The following is a 15915-nucleotide window of genomic DNA, read 5'->3' as shown; positions in this document are numbered from 1 at the left end:
CATGGCCGCCCTGTCGACTCAACCTCACTCCCACGGAGCTCGCCAAAAAGATGGGCACAGTCCCGTCAGTCCCGTCTCCTCGCGCGCTGCGCACTTCACGTCCTACGACGTGGACGCGTTCGAGGTGCCGGGCGGCCGTGAGGAGATCTGGCGCTTCACGCCTCTCAAGCGTCTTGCCGGTCTGCACTCCGGCGCTGCGGCAACGGGTACCGCTGCCGTCGAGGTGAACGCCGCCTCCGGTGTCACCGTCGAGACGGTCGGTCGTGACGACGACCGCCTCGGCAAGGCCGGCGTTCCCGGTGACCGCGTCGCGGCGCAGGCCTACTCCTCGTTCGAGCAGGCCACGATCGTGACGCTGCCCGGTGACGCGAAGACCGAGCCGACCACCGTCACGGTGACCGGCGCGGGCACCGGAACCGTCGCCTACGGCCACATCCAGATCAAGGCCTCGCAGTTCGCCGAGGGCACCGTGATCCTGGACTTCCGCGGCTCCGGCGCGTACGCGGACAACGTCGAGTTCCTCGTCGCGGACGGCGCTCACCTCACCGTGATCACCATCCACGACTGGGCCGACGACGCCGTGCACGTCTCGCAGCACCACGTGAAGCTCGGCCGCGACGCGACCATCAAGCACACCGTGGTCACGCTCGGCGGCAACGTCGTGCGCGTGACGCCGGTCGTGCAGTACGCGGGTCGCGGTGGCGACGCGGAGCTGTTCGGTCTGTACTTCGCGGACGCGGGCCAGCACCAGGAGCACCGGCCGTTCATCGACCACGGGCAGCCCAACTGCCGCAGCAACGTCGTCTACAAGGGCGCGCTGCAGGGCGAGGGCGCGCACGCGGTGTGGATCGGCGACGTGCTCATCCGTGCCGCTGCCGAGGGCACCGAGACGTTCGAGCTGAACCGGAACCTGATCCTGACCGACGGCGCGCGTGCCGACTCGGTGCCGAACCTGGAGATCGAGACCGGCGAGATCGAGGGCGCGGGCCACGCCAGCGCCACCGGCCGGTTCGACGACGAGCAGCTGTTCTACCTGCAGGCGCGCGGCATCCCGGAGGACCAGGCACGGCGTCTCGTCGTGCGCGGCTTCTTCCAGGAGCTGATCGCGAAGATCCACGTCCCCGAGGTGCGCGAGCGCCTCGAGGCCGCCATCGAGGCAGAGCTCGAGGCGGTCGGCACGTGATCAAGGTGTGTGCACTGTCCGAACTGGACGACCGCAAGCCGTTCGCCGCCAGTGTCGACGACGTCGACGTCGTGCTGGTGCGCGACGGCGAGCGGGTGCACGCCCTCGCGGATCTGTGCTCGCACGCCGCGGTGTCGCTGAGCGAGGGCGAGGTCTCCCGCAAGGGGATCGAGTGCTGGTTGCACGGGTCGTGCTTCGACCTCGAGACCGGCCGGCCCTCCTCGCCGCCCGCCAGCGAACCGGTCGACGTCTACGCCGTCGACATCCGTGACGGAGACGTGTTCGTCGACGTCACCGTCACCACGAACTGACTGACTTCTAGCTACACCACCAGGAGAACGGCAAGTCATGGCCACCCTTGAGATCAAGGACCTGCACGTCTCGGTCGTCAGCGAGGACGCTCCCAAGGAGATCCTCAAGGGCGTCGACCTGACGATCAAGGCCGGCGAGACGCACGCCATCATGGGCCCCAACGGCTCCGGCAAGTCCACGCTGTCCTACGCGATCGCCGGTCACCCGAAGTACACGATCACCTCGGGCACCGTCACGCTCGACGGTGAGGACGTCCTCGAGATGTCCGTCGACGAGCGCGCCCGCGCCGGCCTGTTCCTCGCCATGCAGTACCCGGTCGAGGTCCCCGGCGTCTCGATGTCGAACTTCCTGCGCACCGCCGCCACCGCCGTCCGCGGCGAGGCCCCGAACCTCCGCCACTGGGTGAAGGAGGTCAAGGGCGCGATGGCCGACCTCGACATCGACCCGGCGTTCGCCGAGCGTTCGGTGAACGAGGGCTTCTCCGGCGGTGAGAAGAAGCGCCACGAGATCCTGCAGCTGGGCCTGCTCCAGCCGAAGGTCGCGATCCTCGACGAGACCGACTCCGGTCTCGACGTCGACGCCCTGCGCGTCGTGTCCGAGGGCGTCAACCGCTACAAGGCCTCCGGTGAGGTCGGCGTCATGCTGATCACGCACTACACCCGGATCCTCAAGTACATCCAGCCGGACTTCGTGCACGTCTTCGCGAACGGCCGGATCGTCGAGTCCGGTGGCCGCGAGCTGGCCGACGTGCTCGAGTCCGAGGGTTACGTGAAGTACACCGGATCCAAGGAAGCCGCAGCACTGTCCTGACGTAACTGTGTTGGATTTTTGCGGTAGTTGAGAGGAGGCGCTGTGACCACCACCGCAGCACCACTGGACGTAACCGCCCTCAGGGCGGACTTCCCCATCCTGTCTCGCACCGTTCGTGACGGGAAGCGCCTGGTCTACCTGGACTCCGGCGCCACCTCGCAACGCCCGACGCAGGTACTGGACGCTGAAAAAGCTTTCCTGCAGCAGCACAACGCCGCTGTGCACAGGGGAGCCCACCAGCTCGCGGAGGAAGCGACCGACGCGTACGAGGGTGCGCGTCAGCGCATCGCGGACTTCGTCGGCGCCGACTTCGGCGAGCTGGTGTTCACCAAGAACGCCACCGAGGGGTTCAACCTCGTGGCGTACGCGATGGGCAACGCCGCGACCTCGGGTCCCGAGGCCGCGCGCTTCGTCGTGGGTCCCGGCGACGAGATCGTCGTGACCGAGATGGAGCACCACGCGAACCTCGTTCCGTGGCAGCAGCTCGCTTCCCGCACGGGTGCGACGCTGAAGTGGTTCACGCTGACCCAGGACGGTCGTCTCGACCTGTCCGATGTGGACAGCGTGATCACGCCGCGCACCAAGGTCGTCGCGTTCACGCACCAGTCGAACGTGACCGGCGTGATCAACCCGGTCGACGTGCTCGTCGCGGCCGCGCGGAAGGTCGGCGCGCTGACGGTGCTGGACGCGTGCCAGTCCGTGCCGCACAGCCCGGTCGACTTCCGCAGGCTCGGCGTCGACTTCGCGTCGTTCTCCGGCCACAAGATGCTCGGCCCGTCCGGCATCGGTGTCCTCTACGGACGTCGTGAGCTGCTGGAGGCGTTGCCCCCCTTCATCACCGGCGGCTCGATGATCGAGCTGGTCAAGATGGAGGGCTCGACGTTCGCCCCGCCGCCGCAGCGCTTCGAGGCCGGTTCGCCGATGACGTCCCAGGCCGTCGGTCTGGGTGCCGCGGTGGACTACCTCAGCGTCGTCGGCATGGAGCGGATCAACGCTCACGAGCACGCGCTGACCGTCGCCGCGCTGGAAGGTCTTTCGGGCGTCAAGGGTGTTCGCCTGATCGGCCCGCAGGACGCGGTCGCCAGGGGTGGCGCCGTGCCGTTCGAGATCGAGGGCGTCCACCCGCACGACGCCGGCCAGGTGCTCGACAGCCTGGGCATCGCCGTGCGCGTCGGCCACCACTGCGCGTGGCCGCTGCACCGCTGCCTGAACGCCCAGTCGTCGGTGCGCGCGTCGTTCTACCTGTACAACACGCTGGACGAGGTCGACGCACTGGTCGACGGCGTCCGCGAGGCGCAGAAGTTCTTCGGGGTGGCCTGATGCAGCTCCAGCAGATGTACCAGGAGATCATCCTGGACCACTACAAGAACCCGCACGGCCGAGGCCTGCGCGACCCGTTCGACGCGGAGTCGTTCCAGGTCAACCCGACCTGCGGCGACGAGGTGACCCTCCGGGTCCACCTGGTCGACGACGTGGTGATGGACGTTTCCTACGACGGCCAGGGCTGCTCGATCAGCCAGGCCTCGACGTCGGTGTTGACCGACCTCGTCGTGGGTAAGCCGGTGGGCGAGGCTTTCAAGAAGCTGGACGCGTTCGTCGAGCTGATGCAGGGCCGCGGCAAGGTGGAGCCGGACGAGGACGTCCTCGAGGACGGCATCGCCTTCGCCGGTGTCGCGAAGTACCCGGCGCGCGTGAAGTGCGCGCTGCTGGGCTGGATGGCCTTCAAAGACGCAGTAGCACGAAGCCAGGGAGCAGCATGAGCACCGAAGAAGTCGTCCGGGGAGCCGAAGGCATGCCGGTCTTCGAGCCCAAAGCTGACGTCGCCGCGCTGGACGACCTCGAAGAGGCGATGCGCGACGTCGTGGACCCGGAGCTCGGCATCAACGTCGTCGACCTCGGGCTCGTCTACGACATCCACGTCGACGAGAAGAACGTCGCCACCATCGACATGACGCTGACGTCCGCGGCCTGCCCGCTGACCGACGTCATCGAGGACCAGACCCGCGCGGCCCTCACCGGTGGCGCAGGCGGCGGCCTCGTGTCGGACTTCCGCATCAACTGGGTGTGGATGCCGCCGTGGGGCCCGGAGAAGATCACCGATGACGGCCGCGAGCAGCTGCGCGCGCTGGGCTTCACCGTCTGACGTTCCCCCGGAGTTGGAACGGCGCGCATCCATCGGGTGCGCGCCGTTGCCGTTTCAGGCCAGGCCGAGTTCGGTGCCAACGTCTACGGCTCTTGGTAGGGCGGTTTTCCGTTGGGCACGTCGTCCGGGAACACGGGACACGTGACGGCCCCGGACACGAATCCGCTGACGAAGTCGAAGAGTCCGCCGCCGAACTCCCACCAGTCGACCAAGTCGGTGATCACGATGGTCCACCGGTCAGGTTCGCCGTCGGCCAGCCAGAAGCAGTGATCGCCGTTCACGGTGTTCCCCCACGGAAGCAACCCGGGTGTTTCCGGGTACAGGCCGTGCGGGAACTTGATGTTGCCGTTTCTCCTGGTCTCCCGGAGCCGGTCCAGCACAGCGGGAGCGACGTGCGTCCAGTTGCTGTGGTCGTGCTTCCCTGTCGGGTGCGTGATGCGGAGAAACTGTTCCAGCGCGAGCGCCGGGTAGGTCTCCACCAGCACGCGGTAGTCCGAGGGCAGGTCGGTGCCCAGCAGCGATCGCACCCTGTTCCAGTCGGTGGGCTCCGGCGGGCGTTCCGGAGCGCCGATCAGCCGGATCCAGTCATCAGTACCGGTCAACGTGAATCACCGTCCCAGAAGGATGTTCACCAGGACTTCGTGAAGGCAGTGATCCCGGTTTCCTCTGCATGCAGAGGGATCATGGACGGTATCAGCTCGTCCCGTGGTGGACCGGCGTGGAGACGCGTACTTCAGCCGACCGGCCCGCCGAGCGATCACCGACGACGGCCTGAGCAGCGTTCCGCTCGACCAGAATTAAATGCGTTGCAAGCGTGCGAGAAGGTCGCATAGCTTGATCCCATCACGAACAACAGAGATCAACCGGAGGAAGACATGCTTGCCAACGCACAGCTCGCGGGATGGCGAATTCTCGCCCTCGTCGCCGGCGGTCTGCTGGCGGTGGCGTGGGGCTCCACGCCATGACCTGATCCCCAGGTCATGACCTCGGAGCCGCCCACGGAGAACGTGGGCGGTTTTCTTTTTGCCACCCCCATGCCGATGAGCTTTGGAAGCGGAACGGATTCCAAACCCGTTACCCGAGGGTTCGATTCCTTCCATCGGTGCTGCTCGAAAACAATGCGGTCGTGGTGAACTCGGCGGACACGTCGGTCTTCCAAACCGAAGCAGAGGGTTCGATGCCCTCCGGCCGCTCGCTCTGAAAGTGGATCTAGCCCAACTGGCAGAGGCACATGGTCGAGGGCCATGACAGTCGGGGTTCGACTCCCCGGATCCGCACGCCCCGGTAGCCCAACGGAAGAGGCAACGCGCTCAGAACGCGTCCAGTGCAGGTTCGAATCCTGCCCGCGGCACTGCACAACTGAATCAGGGGGACGCGCCGGCGCGCAGGTGATCCTTGCAAGATCGCCCTGGAGGGTTCGACACCCTCGTCTTCCACCGTCCCGTAGCTCAGTCCGGTGAGAGCGTCCGTCTGATACGCGGTAGGTCCCAGGTTCAACTCCTGGCGGGACGACCACCGTCCGGTAGCTCAGCGGAAGAGCGTCTGCCTTACAAGCAGAGGGTCCCAGGTTCGAACCCTGGCCGGACGACCACCGTACAAAGGAACTGTGGATCACAGCAGCAGAGCGCTCTCGGGCGCGGGCGCCCTCTTCTTCGACGAAGCAGGGCGCCTCCTGCTCGTGGAGCCCACCTACAAGCCGCACTGGGAGATCCCGGGCGGGGTGATCGAGCACGGCGAGACGCCGAGCGAGGCCTGCCGCCGCGAGATCGAGGAGGAACTGGGCCTGGTCAGGGAACCCGGCCGCCTGCTCGTGGCCGACTGGGCACCGCGCGACGGCGAGGACCGCGTCCTGTTCGTCTTCGAAGGCGGCCTGCTCACCGCGGACGACGACATCCGCCTGCAGGCCGAGGAGCTCAGGTCGTACGAGTTCGTGCGCCCGTCCCAGGTCGGGGAACGCCTGATCCCCAGGCTCGCCCGCAGGGTCGCGGAAGCGTTGCGAGCAAGGGAATCAGGCGAGACCCGGTACCTGGAGCACGGCAGGTCGCGTCAGGCGTAGACCCGTTCGACGAACGCCGCCAGCTTGTCCTCCGGCAGGTGCCTCGCGAGGTCCGCCTCGGACACCATGCCGACCAGCCGGTGGTTCTCGATCACCGGCAGTCGCCGGATCTGGTGCTCTCCCATGGTCTCGAGCACGTGGTCCAGCGGGTCCTCCGCGTCGACCCAGTGGACGTGGCCGCCGAACTCGCCGGCGCGGGTCGTCGCGAGGTCCAGCCCGTCCGCCACGGCCCTGATCACGATGTCGCGGTCGGTGATGATCCCGTGCAGCCGGTCGTCCTTGCCGCAGATCGGCAGGGAACCGACGTCGAGGTCCCGCATCATGCGGGCGGCCTCGACGAGGCTCGCGTCCTCGGCCACGCACTGCACTCCGGGGTGCATGATGTCGCGCGCTGTCGTCACAACCTCCTCCTTCCGGCCTTTCCCTCAGCATCCGCCCACCTCGACGACCCCGCAGTTCAGTACTCTGAACGGCGTAAGGCCTTGCCCTGCAAACGGCCCATAGTGCTACTCTCTGTGTTCCTAGGGTTACGCAGTTGCCATCTCCGGGGGCCGTGATGAGGCTGTTGGCGCGACTGACCGACGATCCCTGGGGCGGCATTTCACCGTCCGTGTACGAGACGGGCCGGCTCGTCGCGCTCGCGCCGTGGCTCGCCGGCCACGACGCCAGGATCCGGTACCTCCTCGACACCCAGCACGCCGACGGCACTTGGGGCGGTCCCGGTGAGTACGCGCTGGTCCCGACGCTGAGCGCGGTCGACGCACTCGGGCGGCACCCCTCGGCGCGCCGAGGCCTCGAAGCACTGCGCAAGCTGCTCAGTCCGCCGGTGAAGCTGCCGGACACGGTCGCCGTCGAGCTCATCGTGCCCGCGCTCGCGGAGAGGCTCGGGCTGCGCACGCCGCTCGACCCGCGCCTGGTGCACGCGCTGAGGCGACGCCCGCTGCCGGCCAAGCTCTGGCACACCCTGGAGATCTTCGGTCCCCGTCCCGAGGTCACCGCGGTCGGCGGCATCGTCGCCGCCAGCCCCGCCGCCACCGCGGTCCAGCTCCAAGGCCCCGTGCCGGGAGCGAGCCTCGACTACCTGGAAGCCGTCCAGGACCGACACGGTGGTCCCGTCCCCGCCGGGGTCCCGGTCCCGCTGTTCGAACGCTCCTGGATCGTCGTCGCCCTCAAGTCCGCGGGCCTGGACGTCCCCGAAGGTGTGGACGGCCAGATCGAAGCCGCGATCGGCCCTCACGGAGCGTCGGGCGGACCAGGACTCCCGGCTGACGCCGACGACACGGCCACCGCACTGCACGCCCTCGCGTTGTGCGACAGCCCCGGCCCCGTGGAGATCCTCGACCGGTACCGGGAAGCCCGCCACTTCGCCTGTTTCCTGGACGAGCGCACACCGTCGACCAGCACGAACGCCCACGCGCTGCAGGCCCTCGGCCACGACCGCGAACTGGAGGAGTGGCTGCGGGACATGCAGGAACCGGCGGGCAACTGGCGTGACAAGTGGCACGCCTCGCCCTACTACGCCACCGCCTGCGTCACGAACGCCCTGCAGGGCAACGAGAAAGCCGTCGACTGGGTGCTCGGCACGCAACACGACGACGGTTCGTGGGGCCGGTGGGAAGGCACCTACGAGGAGACCGCCTACGCCCTCCGCATCTTGGCGCACTCGGCACGGGACGTCACGAGGGCCATGAGCCGTGGCGCGAAGTTCATGCACGAGTGGGGAGACCGCGAGCACCCGCCGCTGTGGCACGACAAGGACCTTTACACCCCAACGAGAATCGTGCGGGCGGAAGGCGCGGCCGCGCTCCACCTCGCCTGCGCGGTGCGCCGGTGAACCGCACCGAGCTCGGCTTCAGGCTGCGCCTGATCCCGTTCCTCGACTCGGTGGAGAGCGTCGAGGACGGCATGGTCAGGCTCCGGGACCGGCGCTGGCTCGTCTGGCACCCGGACGTCATGTCCGCCCTGTTCCGCACCGACCGCGACCTGCGGCACCCGCCGAGCCGCACGCTGAGTCCGTTGCTGGGCAACCGATCCGTGCTGTGGCTCGACGGTGCCGAGCACACCGCGTACCGGCGCACGCTCGCTCCGATGCTGCGCGGGAACCGCTATCAGGCGTTGATCGAGGAGATGGTCGAACGCTCGATCGCCGCACTGCCGAGCGGCCCGACCAGTCTCCCGGAGTGGACCAGGAAGCTCACGCTCCGGATCATCGGCCGCATCGTCTTCGGCGTGGACGACGACGAGCTGCTGACCGCGTTCACCCGCTGGCTGGACCACCGGCTCGGCAGCCGCGTCCGCACCCTCGCGCACCGCTACCTGACTCCGGGCGGCACCAGGTCCGACCCGCACCTCGACGCGATGCTGCTGCACCGGGCACGCACCGCCGAACCTCCCGCCCTCGCGGCCTTCCTGCCACCCGAGGACCTGCGCGACCAGGTCGTCTCACTCCTGTTCGCGGGTCACGAGACCACGGCGAGCGCCGCCGCGTGGACGTTGTACTGGATCAGCCGGACGCCGGGTCTGGCCGAGAGACTCGACGACGACCTGCTCGACGCCACGATCAGGGAGTCGCTCAGGCTGTCCCCGCCCGCGACGCTGGCCGGGAACCGGATGAGCGCCGACGGCATGGTGATCACCCCGAGCATCTACCTCGCGCACCGCCGCGCCGCGACCTACGAGAACCCGCACGTCTTCGACCCCGATCGCCGGCCACCGCCACCCGGCGCGTTCTTCCCGTTCGGCGGGGGAGTGCGGCTCTGCCCCGGCAGGGACCTGGCGCTGCTGGAGATCCGCCTGATCGTCACGGCGTTGCTGCGGCACAAGCGCATCGAGATCGGTTCCCCGACCAGCACACCCCAGTTGCGCGGCGCCGCGATGGCGCCGCCGCCGAGCCTCGCGATGGTGGCCACTTGCCGGCGCTGACCTACCTCCACCGCCTGGAACACCCGTTCGGCGTGCACTACGCGTGCGCCGCCTCGTGGGGTGCCTGTTACGCGACGAGATTCGACCTCGCCGTGGTGATCGCGGTGCTCGCGAACTTCGTCGCGATCATCTCCGGCAACCCCCTCAACGCCTACGCCGACGTCCGCAACGACATCCACACCACGGACAAACGTCATCTGGCGCAGGCGGTCGGGGAGATCGGCGCCCGGAAGGTCCTTGCGCTGGCGATCTTCGAGATGATCTTCGCGCTCGCGCTGGCCGTCGCCGTGTCCTGGAGGGTCGCGATCGGGGTCGGGCTGATCCTGGTGCTGTACCTGGCCTACAACCTCGAACCGATCAGGCTGAAGCGGCGCGGGTACGCCGGTCCGGTGGTGCTGGCGATAGCCGCCGGACTGCTGCCGAGCGTGACGGCCTACGCGGCGGCCGGGGGACAGGCCGACCCGGCGGTGTGGCTGGTGTTCTCCGGGGTCGCCGCCCTCGCCACGGGCCGGGCGCTCTGGTGGGCCGTCCCCGACCGGGCCGGCGACGCCCGCGTCGGGTCGCACACCCCGGCCGTCCTGTACGGCACGCGGCACGCCGTCAACGCGACCACCCAGCTGACCGTCGGAGGACTGCTGCTGGTCGGCGGCGGACTGTGGTTCCGGTTCGGCCCGTTCTGGGCGGCCGTCGGCGTCGTGGCGTGCTCGGCGTTCCTGCTCGCCCGTGACCTGCCGACGGCCGGGCAGCAACTGCGCTACGGCATGACCACGGCGGTCGCGTCGACGGTCGTGCTGGCCGCGATCCCGTTGCTGGCCTAGGCCTGTCCTGTAGGTCCGTTCGATGAGAGTCGCGGTCGAGAGTCCCGGAGGCGGTGTCGCCGCAATGCCCTCATACCGGGCGTATTCGGGCTTTGCGGCGGTGCCGTCTCCGGGGCCTTCGGCCGCGACTATCGCCGACGAGACCTACAGGCCTAGAGCTTGCGTGCGAGACCGCCGGACCCCTGGAAGTTCTCCGGGTTGCGGTCCTGGACCTCGCCGGGATCCGGTTCCCACAAGGGGATCGGCACCACGCCCGGCGCGAGGACCTCCATGCCGTCGAAGAACCGCACGACCTGGTCCGGGTACCGGAACGTGAACGCCGGCAACGGCTGATCCCCGTACATGGCACCGAAAAGCCCGACCGCGGCGAGCATGAACGGGTCGCGGCACGTGTGCGAGAGCCCGAGGTAGCTGCCGGGTGCCAGCGCGTCGAGGTACCGGGCGAGGACCTCGTGCGGTTCCGCCTCGTCCGGGACGAAGTGCAGCACGTCCAGCACCAGCAGCGCGACCGGCTGCGACAGGTCCAGCGTCGAGCGAACCTCCTGCGACTCCAGCACCTTCTCCGGATCGCACAGGTCCGCGCACAGGTACGAGACGCGCGGCTCGTCCGCGACGATGGCCTGGCCCTCGGCCGCCACCGCCGGGTCGATGTCCACGTACACCACGCTCGCGCCCGGCGCGACGAGGTGCACGTTGTCCGCGGTCGGCAGGCCGGAGCCGAGGTCGAGGAACTGCCGCACGCCGAGGGCGGTCAGTCTCCTGACCACCCTGCCCAGGTACGCGCGGTGCGTGCGGCACAGGTACGGCAGGTGCGGTGCCGCGGACACGAGGTGGACCGCCAGCTCCTGGTCGGCCTCGCTGTTGTGCGTGCCGCCGAGCCAGTAGTCCCTGACCCGTGCGGTGTTGGGAAGCTCCGGACCGTTCACTCCCGGTGCCCAGATGGGGGTGGCCACGGGGGACTGACTACCGGATCGCAGCATGGAGGCACACCAAGCCTGCGCCACATCTACCCGATCGAGTGAACGGGCTCAGGCCGGTGAGGTCTGCGCCACCAGGAACCGCACCACGTCGTCCAGCCTGCCGCGCCGCGCGAACGCCCGGCGCTGCCGCACCGCCCCCGTGCCGTCGAGCAGCAACCGGTCGATCGCGGTGGTCACCATCTCGTGGTCACCGGAGAACTCCAGCGCCGGCCTGATCCACCGCAGCAGTGACGCGACGATCGACGACGCGGGTGTGGGCGCGCCCGTCACCGGGTCGATGCCGAAGCCCTCCAGGCCGTCACGCGCGGCCCGCCACATCGCGACCTTCAGCAGGTGCGGCGGCACGTTCACCGGCGCGGTACCCGAAGTCAGTGCGGTGGCGGCGATCCCGCGCACCAGAGCGGCCATCAGCACCGCCTCCTCGACCGTCGGCGCGACGTCGGAGACCCGCAACTCCAGCGTGGGGTGGCGGGCGGAGAGCCGGACGTCCCAGTAGAGCATCCCGGCATCCATCGCCGCGCCGCTCGCGACGATCTCCTCCCGTGCCGCGTAGTACTCGGCCGCGGAGTCGAAGTGCGGCGGCGCACCCGAAGTGGGCCAACGGTTCCAGACCACGTACCGCCAGCTCGCGTACCCCGTGTCGCCGTAGAGCCAGTACGGCGAGTTCGCGCCCAGCGCCAGCAACGTGGGCAGCCACGGCCGCAGGTGGTTGCTCACGAAGATCTTCGACTCGTCGTCGGGCAGGCCGACGTGCACGTGACAGCCGCAGATCGCGAGGTCGTTGGTGAGCGCGCCCATCTCCTGCGCCATCCGGTGGTAGCGCGGGGAGTTCGTCAGCGGCGTCGGCATCGTGAGGCCCAGCACGGGCGTTCCGGTCGCGGCCAGCCTCGCGTCGTGACGTGCGGCCCGTTCGATCAACGCCCGGCGCGCCACGACCAGCTGCTCGCGCAGCACGGCCATGTCCGTGCAGATGCCGCTGGCCGATTCCACCTGGTATTGCGCGATTTCCGGCTGCAGGTCCACCTCGAACCGGTCCGCGCCCGCCAGCACTTCGTTGGCACGGTTGGCCAAATGGCCCGAGGAGGCTTCGACGAGAACGAATTCTTCTTCCACGCCAACGGTGAGGAGGCCGTCAGTGCTTCTGCGCTGCGCGGGTACCGCTTGAGTTCTGCTGCCGACCTGCACGCCGAACCTCCTGTGCACTGAGTAGCACTCTCGATGCTATGAGTGATCAGCGCGCCGCACAGGAGGCGTTCGGTTGTACTTGTTAACTCACCGCGCGTTGCGCGACACCACGCAGCACGTCGCGTCGTTCGGTGCCCGGCCGGCCCATGACCCAGCTGGACCCGGCGAGCGACTTCGCGTGCTCCTTGACTGGCGCCAACAACCGCGACACCTCGCGATACGACCCCACTGATCCCGGGGCACAGATAAGGGTCGCAAGAGAGAGGGTGACGTGTCGTCCCTCTGCCGTGTACGGCTTGTCGAGCAGACGAGCACTTAGCGGCACCGTCTCGTCGAGTCCCGCCAGGAGGAGGAAGTCGTCACCACCGACGTGCCCGACCTGCGTGCCGGGGAACGCGTGCGCGAGATCCGCCAGTGCTTGCCCGATCTCGCGGATCAGGTCGTCCCCCGCCGCGAACCCGACCGTGTCGTTGACCAGCTTGAAGCTGTCGACGTCCAGCCAGGAGATCGCGAAGATCTCGCCGAGCTCGATGCGCCTGTCCACCTCCTTCGCGACCGCGTCACTACCGGGAAGGCGCGTCAGCGGACTCAGTGCGGCGGCCTGCTCCACCTTGAGCTCGGCGACACCGCGCACAACGTCGGCCACGCGCACAACACCCATGCACCGCTCGTTGTGGTCCACGACGATGAGGTCGTCGTTCGTGCGCTCACGGTTCGCACCCGTCACCACGTCCAGAAGGTCGAGCGCCGACGACTCGGTGCCGATGACGTGTGGCTTGTCCGCGAGACGCGCGGCCTCTCTCTTGGCGTGCAGGGCGTGCCCGTACGGACCGGTCACCGCGAGCAGGAACCGGTTGCGGTCCACCGACCACTTCGGGCGGCCCTCGTCGTCCACGAGAACGACACCCGTGACCGAAGGCTGCGAGGCCAGGACCTCCCGCACTTCTTCGCTCGTGGCGTGCTCGGGCAGCACCGTGGCGGGGTGCAGGAAGGCCGTGATGCGGGGACCCGTGTTGCTGCGCCGGATCTCGCCGGTCTCCGTGACCGCCTCGGGCGCGATGCGGGCGTTCACCGCCGGCCGCCGCTGCGGGGGCGCGAGAAGCCTGCCCTGCGCGTACCCCACCCCCAGCTTGCGCAGATAGGTCAGCTCCGCCTCGGTCTCCACGCCCTCGGCCACGACCTGGCCGCCCGTGTACTCGCCGAGGTGCACCAGCGACTTCACCAGCGCGCCCCGCGCGGCGTCGTCGGGCAGCGAGCGGACGATCTCGCGGTCGAGCTTGACGTAGTCCGGCGAGGCGCTGGTCAGCAGACCGAGCGGCACGTCGCCCTCGCCCACGCAGTCGAGCGCGATGCGGAAACCGTTGTTCCGCAGCGTCTGCATCCCACGGGCCAGACGGCCGCGGTTGGCGCGTGAGTACGGCTCGCCGATCTCGATGACGATGCTGTCCGGCGACCGTCCCGCGTCCCGGAGAGCACCGTAGAGAGGGCTCATGACCTCGGGCTTGTCCGCGATCGTGATCGCGAGCAGGTTCACGTGCAACGGCAGCAACAGGTCGAAGTCGGCCGCGGACCGGATCGCGCGGCAGGCGAGTCCGACGTCGGCGTTGGCCAGCAGGCCCGCCCGGAAGGCGGCCTGGAGCAGATCCTGCACGCTGCCGTCGTGCGGCCGGGCCAGAGCCTCGATCGCGACGACGCCCCCGGTGTTCAGGTTGAACAGCGGCTGGAAGGCGAACCTGACGTCATCCAGCAATGCGGGCACGTACCGATCGTGCCGGTGCGAACGAGCGGCTCCAAGCGGGTTCACCAGCTGTTCACGATGTTGGCGACCATTTGCCACGCCGGGACTGCGTTCGGTGACACGACGTTCACGCTGGGAGTTCAGCGCGGGAGTTTCCACCTGAGGTGGCCTGGAGCCGTGCGGAACAACGCGAGCATGGCGGCTGCTGTTCCTTTGACGTCCTCACGGCCGGACAGGTACGCACGCTGATGCTCCGGCTCAAGTCGGAAGAACACCTCGAAGAAGTCCAGCGTCTCGTCCGGGCTGAGTCGGAGAAGCGCTTCAAGGCCCCTCATGCGCATCGCCTGCACGATGCGCGCCTTCATCGGCCAGATGACGTGCCGGGGATCCTCGTTCGCCTTGATCGCCCCGGCGACCCGCGGCGCGAGCTGCAGTGAGGTGGCGACGCTGTAGCCGGTGGCGGGGTGGATGAAGCCGGCCGCGGCGCCGAACGCGGTGCCCGCGGCCCTCGGTGCGTCGAGGGGGAAGCGCACTCGTTCCTCTTCCTGGCCCGGGGCGAGGCGCGCGTGCAGGCGTTCACGGAGTTCCTGCAGAGGCATGCCCGGCCGGCGTGCCAGGCAGGTTTCCTCCACCAGGACACGGTTGGCACCTAGAGGGACCGTGTAGAGGAACGTGTCGCCGTTGCCGCGCCAGTCCATCAACGTGGTCTCGGTGCTGTCCGACTCGATGACCGTGCCTACAGCTGTTTGCTCAGCACGGCCCTTGCGCGCACCTGTCGCGTTGAACGTGTAGCGCGCCGGCTCCGGCCGTTGGAGCACCTCGACCGTGTCGGGCAGTTCGTGGAGCTTCGCGTTGTCCAACACGACGTAGGTGCGCTGGATCTGGTGCTCCTCGCGCGCGTACGCGCGAACAGTGGTGCTCACGGCCCTGGTCGGTGTGTTGGGCGGGAGCTCGTCGGCCCACGCGCCGTACGTCGCCGTCCAGGGACGATGTGGACGGCGGTCGACTATCGCTGTGTGGAGTCCTTCGTGCGCACACGCCCGTGCGAGCGCACGGCCAGCCGGACCTCCACCAATCACCACCACGTCGAACGTCACGAGGTCCATGATTGACCTTGTGGCCAAGACCTACCGTCAGCACCTCGTCCGTCGTGTCGGCAACGTCGTCATCAGCCGCGCCATTGCGCTCGGCATCGCGCCCTCCTACTACGTGCTGCTGACCATCCGTGGCCGGCGCAGCGGTGCTGAGCGGACGATTCCCATTCGCCTGATGTCCTATGACGACCAGGAGTGGCTCGTCGCGCCGTACGGCGTTCGCGACTGGGTGCACAACGCACGGGCAGCCGGTTCGGCGGTCCTGCGAAGGGGACGCAGGTCACGTCAAGTCGTTTTGAACGAGGTTTCCGCGGCCGTTGCGGCGCCCGTGCTGGCCGCTTATGTGCGCAAAGAGCCTGTGACGAGGCCTTTCTTCGACGCTCGGGTCGGAGACCCCGTCTCGGCGTTCGAGGCGGAGGCAGACCGCCATCCGGTGTTCTCGGTGACGAACGCGCAGGTCACCGATGGTGCAGGCGCTTAGGTGACCCCCCGATTTGGAGATCGAAAGTGCCCCGTGTAATGTTCTCCAAGTCAGAGCGACACGGGCCGGGAAACAAGCCGGAACGGGCTTGACCACAAAGCCGGAAGACAAGAGTCTCTAAGAGGCCGATTTGACACCGGCGAGCAACACCAAATAAGCTTTGCAACACAAGCCCCGGAAGTAAGTCAGCGTG

Annotated in this window: 18 protein-coding genes and 5 tRNA genes; 17 read left to right on the top strand and 6 right to left on the bottom strand. The window is 68.5% G+C overall.

Going from position 1 to position 15915, the window contains the following annotated elements; translation table 11 throughout:
- Position 1: 1 nt before the first annotated feature.
- Genes sufD through SK571_RS28175 form a run of 6 tightly spaced genes read left to right on the top strand, consistent with a single transcriptional unit; the run spans position 2 to position 4448 of the window.
- Positions 2-1183, top strand: coding sequence for a Fe-S cluster assembly protein SufD (gene sufD, locus SK571_RS28200; RefSeq protein WP_319987102.1), 1182 nt, complete (start codon positions 2-4; stop codon positions 1181-1183).
- Positions 1180-1494 (top strand): non-heme iron oxygenase ferredoxin subunit, encoded by a 315-nt coding sequence (locus tag SK571_RS28195; RefSeq protein WP_319987101.1) that lies wholly within the window; start codon positions 1180-1182, stop codon positions 1492-1494. The genes sufD and SK571_RS28195 overlap by 4 nt, the downstream gene beginning before the upstream one ends.
- 37 nt (positions 1495-1531) lie before the next feature.
- A complete protein-coding gene (gene sufC, locus SK571_RS28190; protein ID WP_065917622.1) occupies positions 1532-2305 on the top strand; it encodes a Fe-S cluster assembly ATPase SufC in 774 nt (257 codons plus the stop codon).
- Between the two features lie 42 nt (positions 2306-2347).
- Positions 2348-3625 (top strand): cysteine desulfurase, encoded by a 1278-nt coding sequence (locus SK571_RS28185; RefSeq protein ID WP_319987100.1) that lies wholly within the window; start codon positions 2348-2350, stop codon positions 3623-3625.
- Entirely contained in the window at positions 3625-4065 is a 441-nt protein-coding gene (sufU, locus tag SK571_RS28180) for a Fe-S cluster assembly sulfur transfer protein SufU (RefSeq protein WP_319987099.1), read from the top strand. The genes SK571_RS28185 and sufU overlap by 1 nt, the downstream gene beginning before the upstream one ends.
- On the top strand, positions 4062-4448 hold the full coding sequence (locus SK571_RS28175; protein WP_266041285.1) for a metal-sulfur cluster assembly factor: 387 nt from the start codon (positions 4062-4064) through the stop codon (positions 4446-4448). Before sufU ends, SK571_RS28175 begins: the two co-directional genes overlap by 4 nt.
- 83 nt (positions 4449-4531) lie before the next feature.
- Here SK571_RS28175 and SK571_RS28170 read toward each other — a convergent pair whose 3' ends face one another.
- On the bottom strand, positions 4532-5050 hold the full coding sequence (locus tag SK571_RS28170; RefSeq protein ID WP_319987098.1) for a hypothetical protein: 519 nt from the start codon (positions 5048-5050) through the stop codon (positions 4532-4534).
- Between the two features lie 518 nt (positions 5051-5568).
- On the opposite strand from SK571_RS28170, the gene SK571_RS28165 reads away from it, so the two are divergent.
- The 6 genes from SK571_RS28165 (at position 5569) to SK571_RS28140 (ending at position 6504) form a co-directional block, all read left to right on the top strand.
- Positions 5569-5641, top strand: a tRNA-Gly gene (locus SK571_RS28165).
- A 10-nt stretch (positions 5642-5651) separates the two neighbouring features.
- Positions 5652-5725 (top strand) — tRNA-Leu (locus SK571_RS28160).
- Position 5726: 1 nt separating this feature from the next.
- A tRNA-Leu gene (locus SK571_RS28155) sits at positions 5727-5799 on the top strand.
- Between the two features lie 86 nt (positions 5800-5885).
- Positions 5886-5963 (top strand) — tRNA-Ile (locus SK571_RS28150).
- Position 5964: 1 nt separating this feature from the next.
- A tRNA-Val gene (locus SK571_RS28145) sits at positions 5965-6039 on the top strand.
- A 15-nt stretch (positions 6040-6054) separates the two neighbouring features.
- A complete protein-coding gene (locus SK571_RS28140) occupies positions 6055-6504 on the top strand; it encodes an NUDIX hydrolase (RefSeq protein WP_319987097.1) in 450 nt (149 codons plus the stop codon).
- Here the strand turns inward: SK571_RS28140 and SK571_RS28135 are convergent.
- A complete protein-coding gene (locus SK571_RS28135) occupies positions 6495-6905 on the bottom strand; it encodes a CBS domain-containing protein (protein WP_319987096.1) in 411 nt (136 codons plus the stop codon). The two genes, SK571_RS28140 and SK571_RS28135, sit on opposite strands and share 10 nt — an antisense overlap.
- Positions 6906-7060: 155 nt before the next feature.
- Between SK571_RS28135 and SK571_RS28130 the strand changes: the two genes are divergently transcribed.
- The 3 genes from SK571_RS28130 to SK571_RS28120 are packed head-to-tail and all read left to right on the top strand — an operon-like array spanning position 7061 to position 10244.
- Positions 7061-8338 carry a prenyltransferase/squalene oxidase repeat-containing protein gene (locus SK571_RS28130; RefSeq protein WP_319987095.1) on the top strand — a complete coding sequence of 426 codons (1278 nt, stop codon included), beginning with the start codon at positions 7061-7063 and terminating at the stop codon, positions 8336-8338.
- Positions 8335-9426, top strand: coding sequence for a cytochrome P450 (locus SK571_RS28125; RefSeq protein WP_319987094.1), 1092 nt, complete (start codon positions 8335-8337; stop codon positions 9424-9426). The genes SK571_RS28130 and SK571_RS28125 overlap by 4 nt, the downstream gene beginning before the upstream one ends.
- The gene (locus SK571_RS28120) at positions 9414-10244 is read left to right on the top strand and encodes a UbiA prenyltransferase family protein (protein WP_319987093.1); all 831 of its coding nucleotides are present in this window, start codon (positions 9414-9416) and stop codon (positions 10242-10244) included. Before SK571_RS28125 ends, SK571_RS28120 begins: the two co-directional genes overlap by 13 nt.
- Positions 10245-10396: 152 nt before the next feature.
- Here SK571_RS28120 and SK571_RS28115 read toward each other — a convergent pair whose 3' ends face one another.
- Positions 10397-11197, bottom strand: a complete 801-nt coding sequence (locus tag SK571_RS28115; protein ID WP_319987092.1) for an SAM-dependent methyltransferase — start codon at positions 11195-11197, stop codon at positions 10397-10399.
- A 75-nt stretch (positions 11198-11272) separates the two neighbouring features.
- Positions 11273-12295 (bottom strand): carboxylate-amine ligase, encoded by a 1023-nt coding sequence (locus SK571_RS28110; RefSeq protein ID WP_319987091.1) that lies wholly within the window; start codon positions 12293-12295, stop codon positions 11273-11275.
- Here SK571_RS28110 and SK571_RS28105 point away from each other — a divergent pair, their 5' ends adjacent.
- Positions 12296-12430, top strand: coding sequence for a hypothetical protein (locus tag SK571_RS28105; RefSeq protein ID WP_319987090.1), 135 nt, complete (start codon positions 12296-12298; stop codon positions 12428-12430). It begins immediately after the preceding gene.
- 61 nt (positions 12431-12491) lie between these two features.
- Here SK571_RS28105 and SK571_RS28100 read toward each other — a convergent pair whose 3' ends face one another.
- Positions 12492-14168 carry a GGDEF domain-containing protein gene (locus SK571_RS28100; RefSeq protein ID WP_319987089.1) on the bottom strand — a complete coding sequence of 559 codons (1677 nt, stop codon included), beginning with the start codon at positions 14166-14168 and terminating at the stop codon, positions 12492-12494.
- A 119-nt stretch (positions 14169-14287) separates the two neighbouring features.
- Positions 14288-15253, bottom strand: coding sequence for a lycopene cyclase family protein (locus SK571_RS28095; protein WP_319987088.1), 966 nt, complete (start codon positions 15251-15253; stop codon positions 14288-14290).
- Between the two features lie 10 nt (positions 15254-15263).
- Between SK571_RS28095 and SK571_RS28090 the strand changes: the two genes are divergently transcribed.
- On the top strand, positions 15264-15722 hold the full coding sequence (locus SK571_RS28090; RefSeq protein WP_319987087.1) for a nitroreductase family deazaflavin-dependent oxidoreductase: 459 nt from the start codon (positions 15264-15266) through the stop codon (positions 15720-15722).
- Positions 15723-15915: the final 193 nt, after the last annotated feature.

This window comes from Lentzea kristufekii, assembly GCF_033949925.1.
Lineage (GTDB): Bacteria > Actinomycetota > Actinomycetes > Mycobacteriales > Pseudonocardiaceae > Lentzea > Lentzea kristufekii.
This window is presented reverse-complemented; position numbering and strand designations above follow the sequence as displayed.